This is a genomic window from Streptomyces halobius (assembly GCF_023277745.1).
Lineage (GTDB): Bacteria > Actinomycetota > Actinomycetes > Streptomycetales > Streptomycetaceae > Streptomyces > Streptomyces halobius.
Window position 1 is genome coordinate 6,786,810 of the sequence record NZ_CP086322.1, and the last position, 17,555, is coordinate 6,804,364.

Below are 17,555 nucleotides of genomic sequence, written 5' to 3' on the forward strand. Positions count from 1 at the left end.
GCGGAGGGTCCTCACGCGCGGGGTCGTTGCCGCTACCGCGCTGGCCGCGGTCACGGGTATAGCCGCGCCGGCCACTGCTGCCGCCGCACCGTCGGCAGCGGCGAGCCAGGGCGCTGATGTCGGGACCGGTGAGATGGAGCGGGTCAAGGCGGCGGCCGTGGTTGGCCTCGACCCGACCCCGGACGTGATGCTGCTCAGTGACCGGGACTTCATCTTCGCGCTGTGGGAGAAGGTCAAGGACGCTGGAGAGAGCAAGATGGCGGTGCGCCTGGCCGCCGAGGAAGCCCTGGCCAGCATGGTGGCCGAGGACCATGTGCGGTTTATCACCACCGGCATCCACGAGGCGTACAAGGTCGACAAGCAGCGTGAGCAGGAGAGGGCGGACGACGAGCGAGAGGCCCGGCAGGCCAAGGCCCAGGCGCTGATCGCGGTGGGCATCCCGGTCACCCCGGAGCTGCTGGGGCTCAGCGACGACAATTTCATCCGCAGGGTCATGAAGCATCCGGATGCTGGGCCGGAGGTGAAAGTGGCAGCGGCGCGTGCTCTGGCCGGCGGGCCGGTGCAGTGGCGGGAGTTCATCACCGACGGCGCACGCCAGGCGAACGCTCGGGATGTGGAAAACGAGATCAAGGAGTTGGAGAAGAAGAGCAGCAAGGAGGCGCAGCGTCGCAAGGAGCTGGCAGCCCGCACGGACACTGCGGCGCTGTTCGGCATCGCACCCTCCCAGGCGATGCTTCGCCTGGGGGATGACAACTTTATCCGCGAACTGCTGCGTCTTGCTCCCGCTCATCTCAAGGGCTCCGAGCTCGTCGCCGCGGCCCAGCATGCGCTGCTCAGCTCCGATCCGGCGGATTGGAAGCAGTTCCTGCACACCAGTGCCGAGCAGGCCTACAAGCGTGACGCCGAGGCCCGCCGCAAGAAGGTCGCCGACGCCAACCGCAAGATGGTGCTGAAGGTCCAGGCGGCGGCCGAGAAGACCGGGATGTACCCCAACCTGGTCGCAGCGGCTAAGAAAGCACTGGCCGGCAGTGACGAGGACGTCGCCGAATTCCTCAAGGAGGACAACCTCTACCGGGCGGCGCGGCAGTCGTTTGTGTCGGGCGACCCCAAACTGGCCGCCGACCCCGGCGGCAGGTCCAGCTGGTATATCCGCCAGTCCAGTGCCGATGGAGGCGCGGCCTTTGTCGCCCCTGTCGACGACGCGAGCAAACAGTCCGTTCGTGAGGACGCCACCTGGGTGGTCAAGGACGCGCTGAACGGCCAGCGCGGCTGCTACTCCTTTGAGTCGGTGAGCAAGCGTCATTACTACCTGGCGGCCCAGTCCAACCTCCGGGTGAGGATTTCCCCCGACGACGGCAGTGCGACGTTCCGTAAGGACGCCACCTGGTGTGCCCGCAAGGGCGTGAACGGCTATTGGACGTCGTTCGAGTTGGCCGGCAAGCCGGGGTACTGGCTGCGCGCGCATCAGGGGGGCCTTTCCGTGAGCCGCGCGAACGCCAAGGACAAGGCCTTCAAGGCAGAAGCCACCTGGGCGGTCTTCCCCCCGCTTGCCCGCTGACCGGCCGTCAACCGAATCCCCCTTTTTTGAGCAGAACGGAAGATCCTCTATGCCTTGGACCCTGCGGGCGGCATTCGCCGCCGGTGCCAGTGCCGCCGCACTGATCGGCAGCGCGAGTAGCGCCCAGGCCGCCCAGCCCACGCCCCGCGCCTCTACTGCCGCGCCGTCGGTCGTGCAGTTTCAGAACGAGCACAGCGGCAAATGCCTGACCATCGCGGGCGGCCGCCTTGCCAACGGCGCCAACGCCGTCCAGGAGACCTGCGCCGACGGCGCGGACAACCAGGCCTTCGAGCTGATCCACGCTGGCAAGGCGACCTTCATGGTGCGGGCCAGGCACAGCGGCAAGTGCCTCGAAGTGGAGAACGGTGGCAAAGGCCCCGGCGCGAACGTTCAGCAGTGGTGGTGCGTCAATGTTCCCCATCAGCGCTGGCAGCTGATCATGGTCGACGTCGCCAACAAGCTCTACGAGCTGCGCCCCGCGCACGTAGACAACCGCTGTGCGGGCATCGCCATGTCCAGCAAGGACGACGGTGCGAACACGCTGCAGTGGACCTGCAACCAGACCACGCCTGAGCACTGGCGCCTCAAGCCGGTCACGGCCTGACGATTCGGCAAGCCGCAGAGCGCCCGCACCACAGGACCGGGCGGCGTTGAGCCGTATGTATCTACACGACAGAAACGGAATTTCACGATGACACGGAGCATCCGAGCCGCGCTGGCCGTAGCCGGCAGCCTCGCCGCCCTGGCCGGCGGTGCGTCCACCGCGCACGCAGCAGGGGCTTCCCCTTCGGCTGACAGGGTCCAGACCGCCGCCAAGGACGCTGCTTCAGGGAAGGGCGACATCGTCCAGCTTCAGGTCGCTCACAGTGGCAAGTGCCTGGCCATCGGGGGCGCCAGGACCAACAACGGCGCGAATGCACTGCAGTGGCACTGCAATGGGGGCAAGGAACAGCAGTGGCGCGCCATACCCGCCGCAGGCTCCTCCTACGTGCTGCGTAACGTACACAGCGGCAAGTGCCTTGAGGTGAGGCGGGAGGACACCAAGGCCGGCGCGAACGTCCAGCAGTGGCAGTGCATCGACGCCCCCCATCAGCGTTGGCAGTTGATTCTGACCGACCCCGCCGGCAAGCTCTTCGAGCTGCGTCCCACGCATGCCGACAACCAGTGCCTGGGCATCGGCAAGTCCAGCAAGGCTGACGGTGCCAACGCACTGCAGTGGAACTGCAAGAACATCGCCGACCAGCACTGGCGGATTCAGCTGGTCAAGTGACCACCGGTCCACACCACGCGGGCGCGATGGTGAGTGTCCGAATGCTGCGCAGGGACGGATCGGTAAAGACGTATCCGTCCCTTGCGTAGGAGTGGTGAAACCGATTTCGGTAAGACAGGCCTGGCGCATCGTATGCGTCTTTCCCTTCCTGCTGTGCATGGCCTGTCGGGTGTTTCTTTAGGGGTTTTGAGTGAGTCGTAAGTGGTGGGCTGCGCAGGCGTTGACGGTCGGTGTGCTGGCTGGTGCGGGTGGTGTCGCATCCGTCGTACCGGCATGGGCACAGGCCCCGCCTCCTGCTGCCGTGGCTGACAGGTCGTCCGGGCAGCGGTCCGAGAACCCCGCGAGCATCGCGGCTGCTGCGGCCGTGCAGGCGCGTGCGCGCGTTCGGGCGACAGCGCTGTCGTACCTGCCGGCCGAGATACGGGTATCGGCGTGGAACGCGTTGCGCAGTTCGCGGGGTGATGAGGCGATCGCGGAGTGGCTCGCTCCTGGCGGCGGCTATGACTTCGCCAAGCAGTGGGCCGGCAGTACCCGGGCGAGGAACAAGGCCTTTTGCCAGCGGGTGGTGCGCACGCACACCCAGCAGTTCTCGCCTGCGGTGCGTCAGGCGGCGGAGCGTGCGCTGAAGGGCTCGGCGGCCGATCAGGCTGCGTTTGTGAAGACCGGGTACGCCCAGGCCAAGGAACGGGACCGGGCGACGCGGGAGGCCGACGCCGCCCACCGGCAACAGGTCGCCGACAGGGACCGGGACTTCGTACGGGGGCGTGCTGAGCATGACCCGGGTGAGCAGGTGCGGGTGGCGGCGCGGTGGGCGCTGCGGGACGGCGCCGGTGACGAGGATGTCGCGGAGTTTCTCGGCTACGGCTGGATGAGCGGTGCGGCGTTGGACCTGGAGGCCTATCGGATGCGGACCGCGGACGCCGATGTGCTGCGCCACCGTGTCCTGTCCCGTCTGGTCAAGAAGGCCGAGGCGGCCGAGGACGCGGTGCAGGCCTCGGCCGATACCGCCAAGGCCCGGGCCGAGGCCGGACGTGCCTGGAAGGCGGTGGCTGGGCACGCCGGTGCCGCGTACCAGGCGTGGCTGGCCGAGCGGGACGCCGCTAGGGCACAGGCGGAGAACTGGAAGAAGATCGCCCAAGCCGCCCAGGAGACCACGGACGGGCTGTGGAAGAACATCGCCGGCCAGGCTGAGGCGAACCAGGACGCCTGGGCCAGGGAACAACAACAGGCGGACCAACAAGCGGCTTTCTGGAAGGACATGTCCGACCAGATCCAGGACGGCGAGAGCCGCGTCAAGGACTGATCTTGTCAAGGCCCGGACACACGGAACCTATCGGCGCTCCTGCCGTTTCCTAGCGCTTCTGTTGTGGTGTCAATCATCCCTGCCTTGCAGGCATATGCAGGGCAGGGTGCTTTTTTATATTTCTATTCACTAAAAAGTGAGGTTATTACCCTTGATAGGTAGATTCCGGTCTGATCCTGGCCGGTCACGCGGTCGTGTGGCCCAGGCAGCGGCAAAGGCCGTGTCCACGGCCGTGGTCGCGGCCATGCTGGGCGGCATTTCGACCCAGGCCGCTGCCGCCACACTCGCTGCCGCGCCGCCTGCCCGCCAGGGCTCATTCACCCAGGCTCTGTCCACCCTGGACCGTGCGGCCGCTTCGCTGCCGAACACGGCCCCGGCGCCGGCTGACGCTCCGCCGTCGAAGCTGGAGAGGATGAGCCGGGACTGGGACCGGGAGATGGTGGAGAGCTACGCGGAGTTCGACGAGTTCGAGGAAGTCCGCGAGGCCGCCAAGAAGGCCCTAGAAAGCAGCGATCCGAACGCGATCCGGGAGTTCCTGGAGCACGGTATGGCCGAAGCCCGCAAGCGGGCCCAGGAAAAGAAGGACGACACCGACGCCAGCAACCGCAAGAAGATCGAGGCGATGCGCGGCACGGGTGGGCCGCACTTCAACGCCGAGGTCGAACGCGTTCTGGGACCTAAGGCCACGGCCAGGGACCGGGCCGACTTCCTGGCCTTCGGTGCCAAGATCGCCCGAGAGCGGGATGAGAAGGACGAGAAGACCGCCAAAGAGCGTGCGGCCGAACTCCGCCGCCGGGTAGAGATGCTGGCCGGCGTCGGCGGGCCGGAGGTGAAGAAGGCCGCGCAGGCCGCGCTGGATGCCGGCAATGACAAGGCGATCGCCGAGTTCTTGGACAAGGGCTATCAGATCGCCGCGCAGAAGGACGCCGACGACCGGGCGGCGCATGAGAAGGCGCAGAAGGAGGCCTTGGAGGCGGCGGAGAAGCTGCAGGATCTGGCGGAGCGGACCGCCCGCGCGGCCACGGCGCGTACCAAGCTGATCGACGTTCATGGGGATGCGGTCAGGGCGCTGAAGGACGCGTCCAATGCGATGATGCAGGCGGCTTCGGCCTCGCGTGAGGCTGACCGGATGCTGTCGGCCGACCGGGCGGGCAAGCGCCTGTCCGACTACGGCAACGTCAAGGCTGAGGTCGCCCGGCAGGTCAAGTACGCCATCGAGGCGGCAAGGGCGGCCAAGGTGGCGGCCCTGCGGGCCAAGGTGCAGGCCGACATCTTGGTGGAGAGCGGGCTGACCCACGGCGTCCAGTGGGCCGAGGTCGCCTATGGCATCGAGGCCGCAGCTGACGCGGCGGCCAAGGCGGCCCAGACCGCCCAGCACGCCGTGGACGCCACCGAGGCTGATGCCAAGGGGCTTCACGCCAAGAACCGGGCCGAGCTGCATGAGCAGCAGGCCAAGAAGTGGCGGGCCAACGCCGAGCAGCAGGCCAAGGCCGCAGCGCACATGGCTGCTGCCGCCCAGAAGCAGGCGAAGATCGCCGCCGATGCCGCTGCCCGGGCCAAGCGGGCCCGCTTTGATGCGGAAAAGGCTCAGCGGGCGGCGTGGGAGCACGCTAAGAAGACCCGCCAGGCCCGCCTCGAAGCCGAACGGCAGGCCAAGATAGCCGCCGAACAGCGCAAGGTCGCCGAACGCGAACGCAAGCTGGCCGCCCAGGCACGAGCCCGCGCCGAACGCGAACGCAACGCCGCCGCGGCCGCGCGGGCACGCGCGCAGGCCGAGGCGCGTACCGCGGCAGCACTGCGGGCTCAGGCCCAGGCCGCGGCGGCGCAGGCGGCTTCGGCCCGGGCGAGCGCCGCGGAGAAGGAAGGCATCTCCGCCAAGGCCGACCAGAAGGCCCGCAGCGAGGAGAGCAAGGCCCGCGAGGCGCGGAACAAGGCGTTTAAGGCTGAGCAGGACCACCAGGCCAAGGAAGCACGGGCCAGGGCGATTGAGGCGATGGCCGCCTCGGGCCGCGGCACCGCGGCCGCAGGCGAGGCGAAAGCCGCGGCGAAGGCAGCACGGGCGGACGCCAACGCCGCCGGAGCAGCAGCCAACCAGGCCCGCAGCGCGGCCGATGGGGCCAGTGGGGCGGCCATACGCTCCCGTGCCGCGGCGACCGAAGCCGCCGGGCACGCCGCCCGAGCACGGGCCGCGGCAGCCCAGGCCACCGCACACGCCGCCAAGGCCAACGCCGCCGCCAACAACGCCGAGGCCGCCGCCGCCAAGGCGAACGCCGCGGCGAACAAGGCCGAGGCCCAGGCCGCCGCCACCCACGCCGCAGCCCAGCGCGCCAATGCCAAGGCCGCCCAGGCCACCGCGCAGCAGGCCCGCGCCGGCATCGCCGCCCACGAGTCCGCCCGCCTGGCCGGGCTCACCGCGATGCACGCCAGCAACGCCTTGCAGGCGGCTAACCTCACCAGGGATGAGGCCGACGGCGCGGCCCGTGAGGCCGCGATGGCCCGCATCCAGGCCACCATCGCGGTCCAAGCGGCCGGCGCCGCCCGGACCACCGCGGCAGGTATCGCCGACCCGGCTAACACCGCCATCACCCTGACCGCGCCGTTCTCCGGCAAGGACATCGACGCCGACTTCGCAGCGCTGGTCGCCAAGGCCGCCCTCGAGACGGGCAAGGAGCAGGTCGACGCGGCCGAGGCCAAGGCCACCGAAGCGCTCAAAGCCGCCGAGGCCGCCGAGGCCGCGGCCAAGCGGGCCGGCGCGCAGGTAGCACCGGCGTTCAAGGCCGCCGCCGACGCAGCCCGCTCCACCGCGAACGCGGCACGCTCGACCGCGAACGCGCTGAAGTCCGCCGCCCAGGCGGCCCAAGATGCAGCCAAGGCCAGGGCAGCAGCAGCATCCGCTAACAAGGCCGACACCCAGGCCCAGGCCGACGCCAAACAAGCTCGCCAAGCAGCCAACCAGGCCTACAAGGACGCGGCAGCGGCACGCAACGCAGCCACCCAGGCAGAGGCCGAAGCAGCCCGCGCCCGCGGCGTTGCCGCCGACGCGCAGAAGCAGGCCAACGCCGCCAACAGCGCCGCCAGTCAGGCCGAGCACGAAGCCAGCGTCGCCCAAGGCGCCGCAGCCCAGGCAGAAAAGGACGCCGCCGACGCCAACAGCTTGGCCGCTTCCGCAGAGAAGCACGCCAAATCTGCGGAAGAAGCAGCCAAGAACGCCAACAAATACGCCAAGGAAGCCGACCAAGCGGCCAAGAAGGCCGAGGAATACCAGCGCGAACAGGAACGCAAGCGCCGCGCAGAAGCCGCCAAACAAATGGGCAAGAGCGGCGGCCCCGGGCTGAGCAATCTAGATAAATGGGCCCTCAAAAAGGCCGGGATGACACCAGAGGAGTACGAGAAGGCCCGACAACTCGCGGACAAGGGAATCACCGATTTCTTGAAGGAAAACGGCGGCAAGATCCTTGAAGAGCTCCTCGGCCTTGACGACATAAAGAAATGCTTCACTGAAGGCAACGTCGAAAGCTGTTTCTGGACGCTCATCGGTGCCCTCCCCTGGGGCAAGGCCCTCCAGGCCATCAAGGAGCTTCCGGCGATCTCCAAGGCTGTCGTCCGCATTGTCGGCGGATTCAACAAGTTCCTTGAAGAGTCTGCTACAGCAAAGAAGCTGATGAGCAAGGGCCAGGAGACCCTGAACAAGTTCCGCCGGTCTCCTTCATGTGCGGTGAATTTGAGCCAAGCAGCGGAATACAATAGCTTCGCGCCTGAAACCTTGGTGCTGATGGGCGACGGTACTCGTCAGGCGATCAAGGAAGTCCGGGCGGGACAGCAGGTTCTCGCTACTGACCCTGGTACCGGTGAGACCAGCGCACGGGCGGTCACCAAGGTGATCAGCGGCGAAGGTCGAAAGAACCTTGTCGAGATCACTGTCGACGCCGACGGCGAAGCTGGAAGTGCCACCGGTACGGTCACCGCCACTGACGGGCATCCGTTCTGGGTGGACAGTCGGGGGCGTTGGCTGGATGCCGCGGAACTCAAGGCGGGTGACTGGCTTCGCGCCCCGAACGGTGAACTGCGTGAGGTCGTTGGCACCCGTGCCTGGACCGAGGTCCGCAAGGTTTACAACCTCACTGTCGAAGGCATCCACACCTATTACGTTACTGCGGGCGATGTTCCCATCCTCGTCCACAACGTTGGAGGTATGGACGGCTGCGGTGACGCCGCCTACAACGGTACGCTCCACATCCGTGATGAGGCCGAAGCGGAACTGAAGAAGACTGGTAAGCCTGGCAGCCATCATTTCGACATGACGGATGACCAGCTGGCCGATTATCTCGACGGCTTTGCTGGCCGGGGTGACGGAGCTCCGATGAAGAGCGGTGGAAAGGGCTGGTACGACCAGGAGCGCGGCGTCGTCGTCATTCAGAGGAATGAATACTCGATGACGGCGTACAAGGATACGGTCGAGGCGTTCAAAAATCGCCTGTCGAAGAGTTAGGGTGACGAATGCGTGTCAATGCAAGCGCTGGGCAGATCATCATTACGGTCGACAGTGAAGAGCTCATGCGGGTGGCCTGCGTCATGGCTGAGTCCTTGAGTATGCTCTCGCGACCCGAATTCTACATCCGGACGGGGTGCGCAAAGCCGAACGTCGAAGAACTGGTGCAGTGCCTGCAGGACGTTGCCGATGGTACGGCGACCGGGTTCGAACTGGATGTTCCCGCTGGCGTTGAGGTGGTAGAGAATCCGCCTCGCCCAAGGCGCTAGCACTACAGCCGACGTTCCGGGTCAGCACGCTGGGGTTCTTCCTGGTGAGCATGACGAGAGCGGACCCGCAGCTGACCGATGGTCAGTCCTGAATGCCTTCGGCGACGCCGTTGGCCTGCGAAAACGCGGAAGTTCCGTGGCAGCGGCGGTAACCCGTGGGGTGTGGACGCCCCGGTTCCGTTCATCGGTGACGGGCCCGGGAACCGGCCGAACAGTGTGGTGCACTGTGACGAGCCAGCGAACGAATTCACCGTCAGCCTCACCCGGTAACCGGGTCGGGCACCAGGTGATCTAATACAACGAGAAAGGGAGGGGCCGGCCCTTACTGGCCGGCCTCCTCCCCTCTTCACGCATCAAGGGAGAATTCCTCATGGGCTACCTGTACATAGCCTTCTTCGCTGCCTTCCTCTACCTGGCGCCCGTGATCCTGCTATGCGTAAAGGTCGCGAACAAGACAACGGCGAAGACAGGCTGGGCCATCGCCTTCGGCCTACTCATTTTCCCGGTCATCCTGCTGGTCATCGGCGGGGTGATCGACGCGAACGGGGCCGCGTCATGACCATCATCGCCACAGGCATAGCCGCCTTGTTCATGGCCGTCGGGTTCGCCTGGCCGTTTCTTCCCCTCGTGGTGTATCCATTCAACCGCTGGCGCGGCATGTGGGCCGCTGTCTACTGCGGTATCACTGGCTTCATCGCCGGCTACGTCATCTTCCGCTACTCCCACCACATGACGGGCACGTTCTTCCAAGCCTCGGTCTACACGTCGGCTGCACGGATCGCCGTTGAGCTGACAGGAGCCATGGAAAGGTTCCGCCGCCGGCGGCCAGCACGCGTCCGCAAGTAGAGAGAAGCGGGCGTCTACCCTCCTCATCGGTGCCCCGATTCGTCACGCCGGTGCTGCCGGGCGACAAGGTGCACCGCCCGGTTCCCGTACGGGCCACCGCGGCCCCGCGGCCGCATCCCAGCACCACACGAACTGATGGCCTGGCTCGACGGTCATGCCGAAGTCGTACACACCACTCCGACGCGGGCTCGCAGTACACATCGTTCACGCTCGCCGAGCACCTGGACGCGGCCGGCATCGCAGCCTCGATCGGCTCAGTCGGGGACGCGTATGACAACGCGCTCATGGAGTCCACGATCGGCCTGTTCAAGACCGAGGTGATCAAGCCCCGGCGGCCGTGGAAGACGCTGTCGCAGGTCGAGCTGGCCACCGCCGAGTGGGTCGACTGGTACAACCACAGCCGCCTCCACGGTGAGCTCGGCCACATCCCGCCCGCCGAATACGAAGCCAGCCACTACCAAGCAACCACGAAACCCCAGGTCACAACCACCATCTGAGCTCTCTACCGAACCCGGGGCGGTTCAGACATCGACGCAGCCTCATCTCAAATGATCGAGTGGCGGGGCGGCGGACCGGATGTATGGGCCTCCGACACTGCCTGAAGCCTGGGGGCTTGGGGGACCAGTGAAGCTCACCTGGTCCCCTGTGCGAGCATCCCCGAGCACCAGCCAGCCGCGGGCCCAGGACCCAGCCGACGACGGCCGTACGCGGCCGCTCGACTAGCGCCCTCGTCCAGAGTCACCGCCCCGAGGCGTCTCGCCGGTGTGTCCCCAGCACGGGTGCTGCAGTGGTGCTGCTGGTTAGGCTGGCAGGCCGTGGAGCATGACCGCGAAGTTCGGGGAGTCCGGGAACGGCTGACGGTTCCCGACTTTCCGGTACCCCCATGCCTCGTATAGCGTCTGCACCTTCGGATGGTTGGGGTCGACCAGGAGCACAGCCAGGGCTTCGGGCCTGTCCTCCAAGAGTGCGGCGTGTAGCCGCTCAGCTGTGCCGGTTTTGCGCCACTTCGGCCGTACCATCAGCTCAGACAAGGAGAATGTCGAGTCATCGGCCGGCGGATCATTCACGTGCTCGCGCCACCACTCACGGCCCGGCGTGGCCGGGGCCCCGTACGCGAATCCGACCGGTTCGCCTCCGTCGTAGCCGATCACGCACGCGAACCCGGCATTGCCGCCCCAGTGGTCGACAAACCAGGGGAACCGCTCATCGAATTCGGTCATGTCGTTCGCGTAGGCGTCGGCGTGAACGTCGAGGAGGGTTTGCCTGATCTGCGGTAGGTCATCGTGCACGAAGTGGCGGAGTTCGACGGTTGCCGTGGTCACGGGATGCTCCATTCGTTCCGGTAGCGGTCGGTCCACTCGTGCGCGACATGCGCGGACGGGGCCAGGGTGAACAGGTCGCGTTGGAAGTCGCCGAGGAGCTGACGCATGCGGCCGGGGAGCGGGTCCCCGTCCATGATCGTGAAGATGTCCGCGCTGGTGGCGCATGCCTGTTCAGCATCGCCTTGATGCAGCTGGGCGAGCGCAAGGCGCGCGGTGGTGTGCGCGCGGTTGCGCCGGTACGTCTCGGGGAGGGCGGACAACGCCCGGTACGCGGCGGCCTCAGCCTCCGTCGGATGGCCGACGACGTCGCGCACGATCGCGGTCAGCGAGTACAGCTCTGCAGGACCGTAGAAGGCGATCCAGGGCGCCCGCGGATCCGCTAAATCAGCCTTTTCAAGGGCGTCTTCGGCGCGGCCAAGTGAACGCAGGGCTGCGCGATGATCCCCGGCGTGCGCGAGCCCAATAGCGGTCCGCGCACAGACGAGTGAGGCATGCAGCGGGGAGCGGCGGGCTACGGTCGTTGCCTGCGCGGCCTGGGCAGCGGCAATGGCCTCGCCGTAGTCCTTCCGCTGCCGGGCGAGCATGGCGCGGAGGTTCCACACTTGCATGGTCATGTCGGGGTCCTGGGCCATGCCTGCGAGGGTCAGCGCACGGTCAAGGTGTTTGCCGGCGGCGTCGAGCTGTCCGGCGTCGATCAGAGACCATGCAGCGGTTGCGACGAAGTCGGAGGAGACGGCGAACAGGCGTTGGCGTACGCGTTGTGTGGTGGACCGGCGTTGGAGTCCTAGGGCCTCGTCGGCTCCGGCGAGGGCGGCGCGTTCGAGGGCGGTGTGTCCGCCGCGCTCGGCGTCAAGTGCGACGAGGTTCTCGACGCTGTCACGGAGTCGGATCACGTCGGAGGTTCCAACGCGTGGCGGGCGGGTTATGCGGGGTACGGCGACGGCGGCGGCGGTGCTGGTGGCCGCGCCGACGAACCGGCGGCGGTGCACGGGGTCCTCCGGTGGTGCAGTTGGGGGTACGGGGTTGGTGGTGCCTTTCCCCCGAGGCACGAAGCCTAGGTCTGCGACGGTTCGACCAGTGATGGCCTCTAAAGCGCGGCGTTGGCGCGCTTGGGGCCACCGGTTCTCTCCGGACTTCCATCGGAACACTGTGCGTTCCGACGTGACGCCAGGGCGGCCGGTGAGGTCGCGGATGGCTTCGTTGACCGCGTCGGCCAGCTCAGCGGCCGACATGCCAGCGTCCTTCATCCAGGCGGTGAGGTGTTCGTTTCTGGTCTCCGCCATGAGGACACGTGACCCATCGCATCGAAGGTTGAGCGGTTTCAGCGAAGGCTGGGCACAGAATCGCGAGGCCGGACCGGGTGAGGCCCTCGTGCCGCACGCTGTGCCCGTTGTGCGAGCCTTGTCGGCCCTGCCTCGGCCAGCCCACTCAACCTTCACGGAACATCACGGTAGGTGGATAGGCTCGCCACGGATAGTAAAGAGCGGGTCAATTCGTCAGCTTCCACGCGAGCCACCCGCGCAATTTCGTCATGCACAACGAGCGGTGACGGTCGGTTAGCTGGTGTGTACGGCCCCGTCGCGCCCGGGTCCCCCGAGGGCACGGCGGGGCGCCGAACCCGACCGCGAGCGCGAGGCGATCGATATGACGACGCGCGGCACGACCCCCCTTCCACCGACCGGCGGACTCGTGGACGCCCCAGTGCTCCACTGCGAGGCGTTGACGGACCGGCAACGCCAGGGCTCCTCGTGTTGCTGGTGCAGCGGCACCCCCGACCGCCGATTCCCTGTCCCAGCACTTCGTACGGTCGGCGTCCGCCTGTACGCCTGCGTCCTGTGCGCTGGCATGTACGGCGTTTCTGAGGTGTCCCGGTGAGCGCCGCATCGTGGGCAGTACCACCGTCCAGCACGCCGGCCGCGCTCTACATCTGTGCCCGACGCCCCGGGACCATGTCGACCCAGCCGGAGGACAAAGCACTCGCGGAGGGCCAGGCGCACGCCGAGCGGCACGGCTGGCCGATCCTGCACACCATCACCGACCCCTACGACGAGGCGAACCCCCAGCAGCGCCCCGGATGGCTCCGGGTACGCACACTGGCCGCCGCCAATCGGATCGGCGTCGTCATCACCCGCTGGCCTGCTTCCATCGCTCCCGAATCGCTCCACGAACTGCGGCACGAGGAGATCGGGAAGTTGGCCGCGGACGGCTGCACGGTGGACTACTCCTGGTCGTCGCCGATCTCGACGGAGAGGGCGTGAGCGGCGCGCATGCGGCGCCGGCGCCGCGACCGTCGGAGCACGGACGAGACGGGTTAGCAGGCGCGTTGACGGTGCTTGGTCTCATCGGCGCGGCCCCGCCGGCCCTGGTCGCCGGTCCGCGCCTCGCTGACGCCGTCGCCATCGCCGTCGAGCGCGCGGACGCCGAGCCCGGTGGCGGGCCCTTCCCGCACGGCGGTCGGCCACCGTACACACCCTCTACCGCCGTCGAGGAGGCATCTTGACCCGCACACCCGTACCCACATCCGCGGACCTGTTCGCGCTCAGCACCGACCGGATGCGCCGCGCCGCGCACGACCTGTGGCCCGACGGGACGCTGTCCTTCGTTGATCACGTGCCCTCGGTCACCGGCTACGTCCACCGCGTCCGCATCGACGGCCGGGACCTGTACGCGAAGGATTCCATCCTTGGCCTGTCCCTCGTTTCGGTCCTGCGGGGCCTGGCCGGCGACTGGGACGCCGTCTGTGCCGCACAGCTCGCCTACGCCACCTCTCCCGCCTCGCTGTTGGCGCGGGAAGCCGCACAGCTCCGTGCCCTGAACGCGGCCGGGATCCGCGTGGGCCGCTGCGCCGGATATGCGGGCGGGGTGCTGTTCACCGAGCCCGTGACCGGTCCGACCCTGCTGGACCTGATTGCCAAGGAGCCGTACCGCACGCGGGATCTACTCGGGCGGGCCGTGGCCGGACTCGTACCGCTCCAGCACCCGCTCGTGATCGCCCAGGTTGATGCCGCGCCGATCCAAGAGCGCAGTATCGATGGGACGTTCCGCCGGAAGTTCAACGGCATTTCCGGCCGCCACTACATCAGCGCCCTCGGTGCTGACCGGCTCGGCGAACATACCCGCCGCGGCGCGGTCGTCGTGCTCGGCGTTGTGGTGGACCGGCTGCTGCGCCTCAGTCTCACCCCTGCCCCGGGTCCGCGCGACATTGTGTACGGGGACCTGAAGCCCGAACACGTGCTGTTCCCGGACGGTGCGGACGAAGAGCCGGTGTTCATCGACCCCGCCCTAACCCGCAGTCCGATCTGCGCGGATGTGGGGAAACTCGTCTCGCGTACAGTCCTTGCCGTGATCGCGGCGCCGCCGGTCGACGGCCCGGCCGCGGTGGTGGACGGCATCGCCGCCTTCACCCACGACCAGTCCCGTGAACTGCGCGGCACGGCCCGGGGACTGTGGTGGCGCCGGCTGATGGTGACGTGGCTGATGGACACGGTCAACATCCTGTCCACCTACCTCACCGCCCCGGCGGCCCTGCCGCTGCCCGAGCACGCCCGCGCGGTACTGGACCAGACAGAGGCACTGTGCACCCTGCTGGACCGCATCAGCGCCGCTCTTGTGGCCGGGACAGCCGCGGATGCCGCCTGGCAACTCGGCGTGCAGGCAATCGTCGAGGCAGCGGACCGGTGACCGGCCAGACGATCGGCATCATCGGTGCCGGCGCGATCGGACAGACCGTCGCCGCTCTCCTGACCCATGAGCCGTGGTGCACGCAGGTGTTAGTCACCACGCGCACCACCGAGCGCGCCCGCGGCCTGGTCACCGATCTGGAGGACATGCGACAGGTCGCCGCATCCCCCGCCCGAGTACAGGCAGCCACAGCGGCAGACCTGTTCGGCAGTGACGCGCTGGTGATCTGCCCGCGCGCCACCTTCACCAACACCGCGAACCGGGATGTGCGCATGGCCGGCCTCGCCGCAAATGCCCCGCTGATCGCCGGCCTCGCCCGCACCCTCACCGGATACGCCGGTGTTGCGGTCATGGTCACCAACCCTGTGGATGTCCTCGCCCGCCTCTTCGCCCGTATCAGCGGCGCCGCCACCTACGGGGTCGGCTCCGCAACCGACACCGCCCGCTACCGCCTCACCCTCGCCGGCCACTACCGCGTGCCGGTCGAAACCGTGGACGGCTACGTGATCGGCGAGCACGGCGACCACGCCGTCATCTGCGCCTCATCCACCACCGTGGCCGGCGAGACGGCTCCGGTGCCGCTCGACCTGGTACGGACCGAACTCACCGCCCGGCCACGCCGCATCAACCAAGGGATCGGCCGCACCCGGTGCGGCCCGGCCGCCGCCGTCCCGTCCGCACTGCGGCACCTGACGGGCTACCGGGACGGGACCGACGTCCTGTCAGTCAACCGCGAAGGCGTATGGATCGGAATTCGGTTGCGCATCCGTTCCGGTCAACCAACCGTGCACCCCTTGGTCCTGGACGAACGTGAGACCGCCCAGTTCCTCGCCGCCCGGACCAAGCTCAACGCCGCCTATCAGCAGATCCAACACCACGAGCAAGGAGAGGCCCTGTGCCGCTGACCGCAACTCGCATCCAGGCCGACACCGCCACGGTCACCGTCGCCAGCCAGACCGCGGCCGTCACCGACTGGTCGCGTCGCTACTTCGGTCCCTGGTGGAACGCCGCGGCCATCGACGCGCCGGGCCCCGGCGGCATCGCCGAGGGCGGCGGCCTGGTCCTCGCCGATGTCGACCCGGCCCGCGTGGACGACATCATTGCCCTCACCCGTGAGCACGGCCGCCAGCAGACCACCTACGCGAACGCCCGTACCGTGGTCACCTGCGTGGGCGAAGTCACGTACGCGGTGCAGCCCGAGGAGCGGCTCGGCTACCAGGCCGACGGCCGCCGCTTGGTCATCGTCGGCGACCAGTCGGAGCCGGTTGCCGTCGCCGCGGCCCGGCTGGCGCGCGAACTCGTCCGCGGTCAGCTCCTGGCCGACGGCTGGACCGTGCTCCACGCCTCCGCCGCCACGCAGAATGAGGATACGGTCCTGACCCTGGGCGGCAAGGGCGCCGGCAAGACCACCACTGCCCTCCTCCTGGCCCGCGCCGGATGGGGCATGCTCGCCAATGATCGCGTCTTCGCCCGTCCCACCCCAGATGGCCTCGTGAAGGTGCTGCCGTGGCCGTCGGCCGCCGCCATCGGCCTTGGGCTCCTGGACGCGATCGGTCTGTACGACCAGGTGCGGGAAAGGGTTCTCGCTGGCGGGCAGCTCCACCCCACCCAGCACCCCAAGGTGACCCAGGCCCTCATCGATGGCAGCCGCGAGCCGCTGTGGCGCGAGGACGGCAAGGAGCTGAAGCCGCAGTTCTTCCCCGACCAGCTCTCCACTTGGCTCGGCCTGAGCCTGGCCACCAGCACGACCGCGGCCGGGCTCCTCTTCCCAACCATGAATCCTGAGGCGATCCCCGCACTCGTCGAAGACGACCGCGCCCTGACCGACGCGGACCTGTTCACCGCCAAGACCGAAGACCGCTACCCCGACATCTTCAACCTGACCCCCACCGCCGCGGCCGGCGCCCAAGCGCTGACCGAGCACCTTGCCCGCCTCCCCCGCCGGTCGGTGCTCCTCAGCCACGACACCGACGCGAACACGGCGCTTCTGGTCAAAACCGCCGAGGAGATCACGGCCGACCTGGAGGCACAGTGACGAAAGGGAGCGTTGTGCGACGACAACGACCAGGCGCCACATGAGCGACCGTAACGCCCAACTCCTCTACGTGGCCTTGCTGGTCGCGGTGATGGTCATGCTCGCGTTCGCCATCACGCACTGCTGAAGCCCCCGCCCCGTCCGGAACGCCTCCCCGTGGTGGCCGGCCGGGGTGGGACCGGGCTCCGGTCGCCGCCCATCCCACCAGGTGGCGGCCGGAGCCACCACCAATGACAAAGAGGGGAGGCCGCCCCGTGCAGCATCGGACATGGGTCGTCGGCGAGTGCTGGAGGTGCGACCGCATCGGCGTGCCGGTGCTCTGGCTCGGCCCGGTACAGACCGACCTCGGGACCGGCCCCTTCCAAGCCTGCGAGCCGTGCATTCTCCGCCTGGAGGCGAAGGTCTACGCCTATGCCGAGCAGCGCGACACGGCCTGAAAGTCCCCGCCCCCGGCCGTGCAGTGCGACGACGTATGGCCGGGGCGCGGGTCACCACACACCGACCTGGCCCGGGGCGCCGATGCGGCGCTGGCTTTGTTCTGACCGAGGAGCACCATGGAATTCAACTACCTCTACGAGACCGGCGACGCACCCGGCCGGCCCGCCCGGCACACGTCGGTGAGCATCAGCGCGTTCGGCGTGCGGATGCAGGCTGACGGCCGTACCAGGTGGCAGGCATGGAAGGTCATCCGCCGCGAGCATCCGGTGCTGGCATGGGCGGCGCCGCTGTACGTCGGCCTGCTCCTGGGCCTGGCGGTCGCGGTTGCCCTAGCTGTGACGTGA

16 protein-coding genes and 1 pseudogene are annotated in these 17,555 nt (G+C 68.1%); 15 read left to right on the top strand and 2 right to left on the bottom strand.

Annotated features, from left to right (window positions below):
* Nucleotides 1–133 precede the first annotated feature (133 nt).
* The 8 genes and pseudogenes from K9S39_RS30810 to K9S39_RS30845 all read left to right on the top strand — a co-directional run.
* Nucleotides 134–1,558 (top strand): AbfB domain-containing protein, encoded by a 1,425-nt coding sequence (locus K9S39_RS30810; RefSeq protein ID WP_248866606.1) that lies wholly within the window; start codon nucleotides 134–136, stop codon nucleotides 1,556–1,558.
* 49 nt (nucleotides 1,559–1,607) lie between these two features.
* Nucleotides 1,608–2,162 carry an RICIN domain-containing protein gene (locus K9S39_RS30815; protein ID WP_248866607.1) on the top strand — a complete coding sequence of 185 codons (555 nt, stop codon included), beginning with the start codon at nucleotides 1,608–1,610 and terminating at the stop codon, nucleotides 2,160–2,162.
* 87 nt (nucleotides 2,163–2,249) lie between these two features.
* On the top strand, nucleotides 2,250–2,828 hold the full coding sequence (locus K9S39_RS30820; RefSeq protein WP_248866608.1) for an RICIN domain-containing protein: 579 nt from the start codon (nucleotides 2,250–2,252) through the stop codon (nucleotides 2,826–2,828).
* Between the two features lie 301 nt (nucleotides 2,829–3,129).
* Nucleotides 3,130–4,131: a hypothetical protein gene (locus tag K9S39_RS30825; RefSeq protein ID WP_248866609.1), complete on the top strand. Its 1,002-nt coding sequence runs from the start codon at nucleotides 3,130–3,132 to the stop codon at nucleotides 4,129–4,131.
* Nucleotides 4,132–4,327: 196 nt separating this feature from the next.
* Nucleotides 4,328–8,620 (top strand): polymorphic toxin-type HINT domain-containing protein, encoded by a 4,293-nt coding sequence (locus tag K9S39_RS30830; RefSeq protein WP_248866610.1) that lies wholly within the window; start codon nucleotides 4,328–4,330, stop codon nucleotides 8,618–8,620.
* A gap of 639 nt (nucleotides 8,621–9,259) precedes the next feature.
* On the top strand, nucleotides 9,260–9,448 hold the full coding sequence (locus tag K9S39_RS30835; RefSeq protein WP_248866611.1) for a hypothetical protein: 189 nt from the start codon (nucleotides 9,260–9,262) through the stop codon (nucleotides 9,446–9,448).
* Nucleotides 9,445–9,735, top strand: a complete 291-nt coding sequence (locus K9S39_RS30840) for a hypothetical protein (RefSeq protein WP_248866612.1) — start codon at nucleotides 9,445–9,447, stop codon at nucleotides 9,733–9,735. Before K9S39_RS30835 ends, K9S39_RS30840 begins: the two co-directional genes overlap by 4 nt.
* Nucleotides 9,736–9,905: 170 nt before the next feature.
* Nucleotides 9,906–10,232, top strand: a pseudogene (locus tag K9S39_RS30845) (integrase core domain-containing protein); the annotation flags it as partial.
* Nucleotides 10,233–10,535: 303 nt separating this feature from the next.
* On the opposite strand, the gene K9S39_RS30850 reads toward K9S39_RS30845, so the two are convergent.
* Complete coding sequence (locus K9S39_RS30850; protein WP_248866613.1) at nucleotides 10,536–11,069, bottom strand: GNAT family N-acetyltransferase; 534 nt, start codon at nucleotides 11,067–11,069, stop codon at nucleotides 10,536–10,538.
* Entirely contained in the window at nucleotides 11,054–12,340 is a 1,287-nt protein-coding gene (locus K9S39_RS30855) for an XRE family transcriptional regulator (protein WP_248866614.1), read from the bottom strand. The genes K9S39_RS30850 and K9S39_RS30855 overlap by 16 nt, the downstream gene beginning before the upstream one ends.
* A gap of 588 nt (nucleotides 12,341–12,928) precedes the next feature.
* Between K9S39_RS30855 and K9S39_RS30860 the strand changes: the two genes are divergently transcribed.
* The 7 genes from K9S39_RS30860 (at nucleotide 12,929) to K9S39_RS30890 (ending at nucleotide 17,555) form a co-directional block, all read left to right on the top strand.
* Nucleotides 12,929–13,315 (top strand): hypothetical protein, encoded by a 387-nt coding sequence (locus K9S39_RS30860; protein ID WP_248866615.1) that lies wholly within the window; start codon nucleotides 12,929–12,931, stop codon nucleotides 13,313–13,315.
* A gap of 65 nt (nucleotides 13,316–13,380) precedes the next feature.
* The gene (locus K9S39_RS30865; protein WP_248866616.1) at nucleotides 13,381–13,557 is read left to right on the top strand and encodes a hypothetical protein; all 177 of its coding nucleotides are present in this window, start codon (nucleotides 13,381–13,383) and stop codon (nucleotides 13,555–13,557) included.
* Nucleotides 13,554–14,738: a phosphotransferase gene (locus K9S39_RS30870; protein ID WP_248866617.1), complete on the top strand. Its 1,185-nt coding sequence runs from the start codon at nucleotides 13,554–13,556 to the stop codon at nucleotides 14,736–14,738. The genes K9S39_RS30865 and K9S39_RS30870 overlap by 4 nt, the downstream gene beginning before the upstream one ends.
* Nucleotides 14,735–15,643: a lactate/malate family dehydrogenase gene (locus K9S39_RS30875; RefSeq protein ID WP_248866618.1), complete on the top strand. Its 909-nt coding sequence runs from the start codon at nucleotides 14,735–14,737 to the stop codon at nucleotides 15,641–15,643. Before K9S39_RS30870 ends, K9S39_RS30875 begins: the two co-directional genes overlap by 4 nt.
* Nucleotides 15,634–16,773 carry a phosphoenolpyruvate carboxykinase (ATP) gene (locus K9S39_RS30880; RefSeq protein ID WP_248866619.1) on the top strand — a complete coding sequence of 380 codons (1,140 nt, stop codon included), beginning with the start codon at nucleotides 15,634–15,636 and terminating at the stop codon, nucleotides 16,771–16,773. The genes K9S39_RS30875 and K9S39_RS30880 overlap by 10 nt, the downstream gene beginning before the upstream one ends.
* A 254-nt stretch (nucleotides 16,774–17,027) precedes the next feature.
* Entirely contained in the window at nucleotides 17,028–17,210 is a 183-nt protein-coding gene (locus K9S39_RS30885) for a hypothetical protein (protein WP_406708044.1), read from the top strand.
* 117 nt (nucleotides 17,211–17,327) lie between these two features.
* Nucleotides 17,328–17,555, top strand: a complete 228-nt coding sequence (locus K9S39_RS30890) for a hypothetical protein (protein ID WP_248866621.1) — start codon at nucleotides 17,328–17,330, stop codon at nucleotides 17,553–17,555.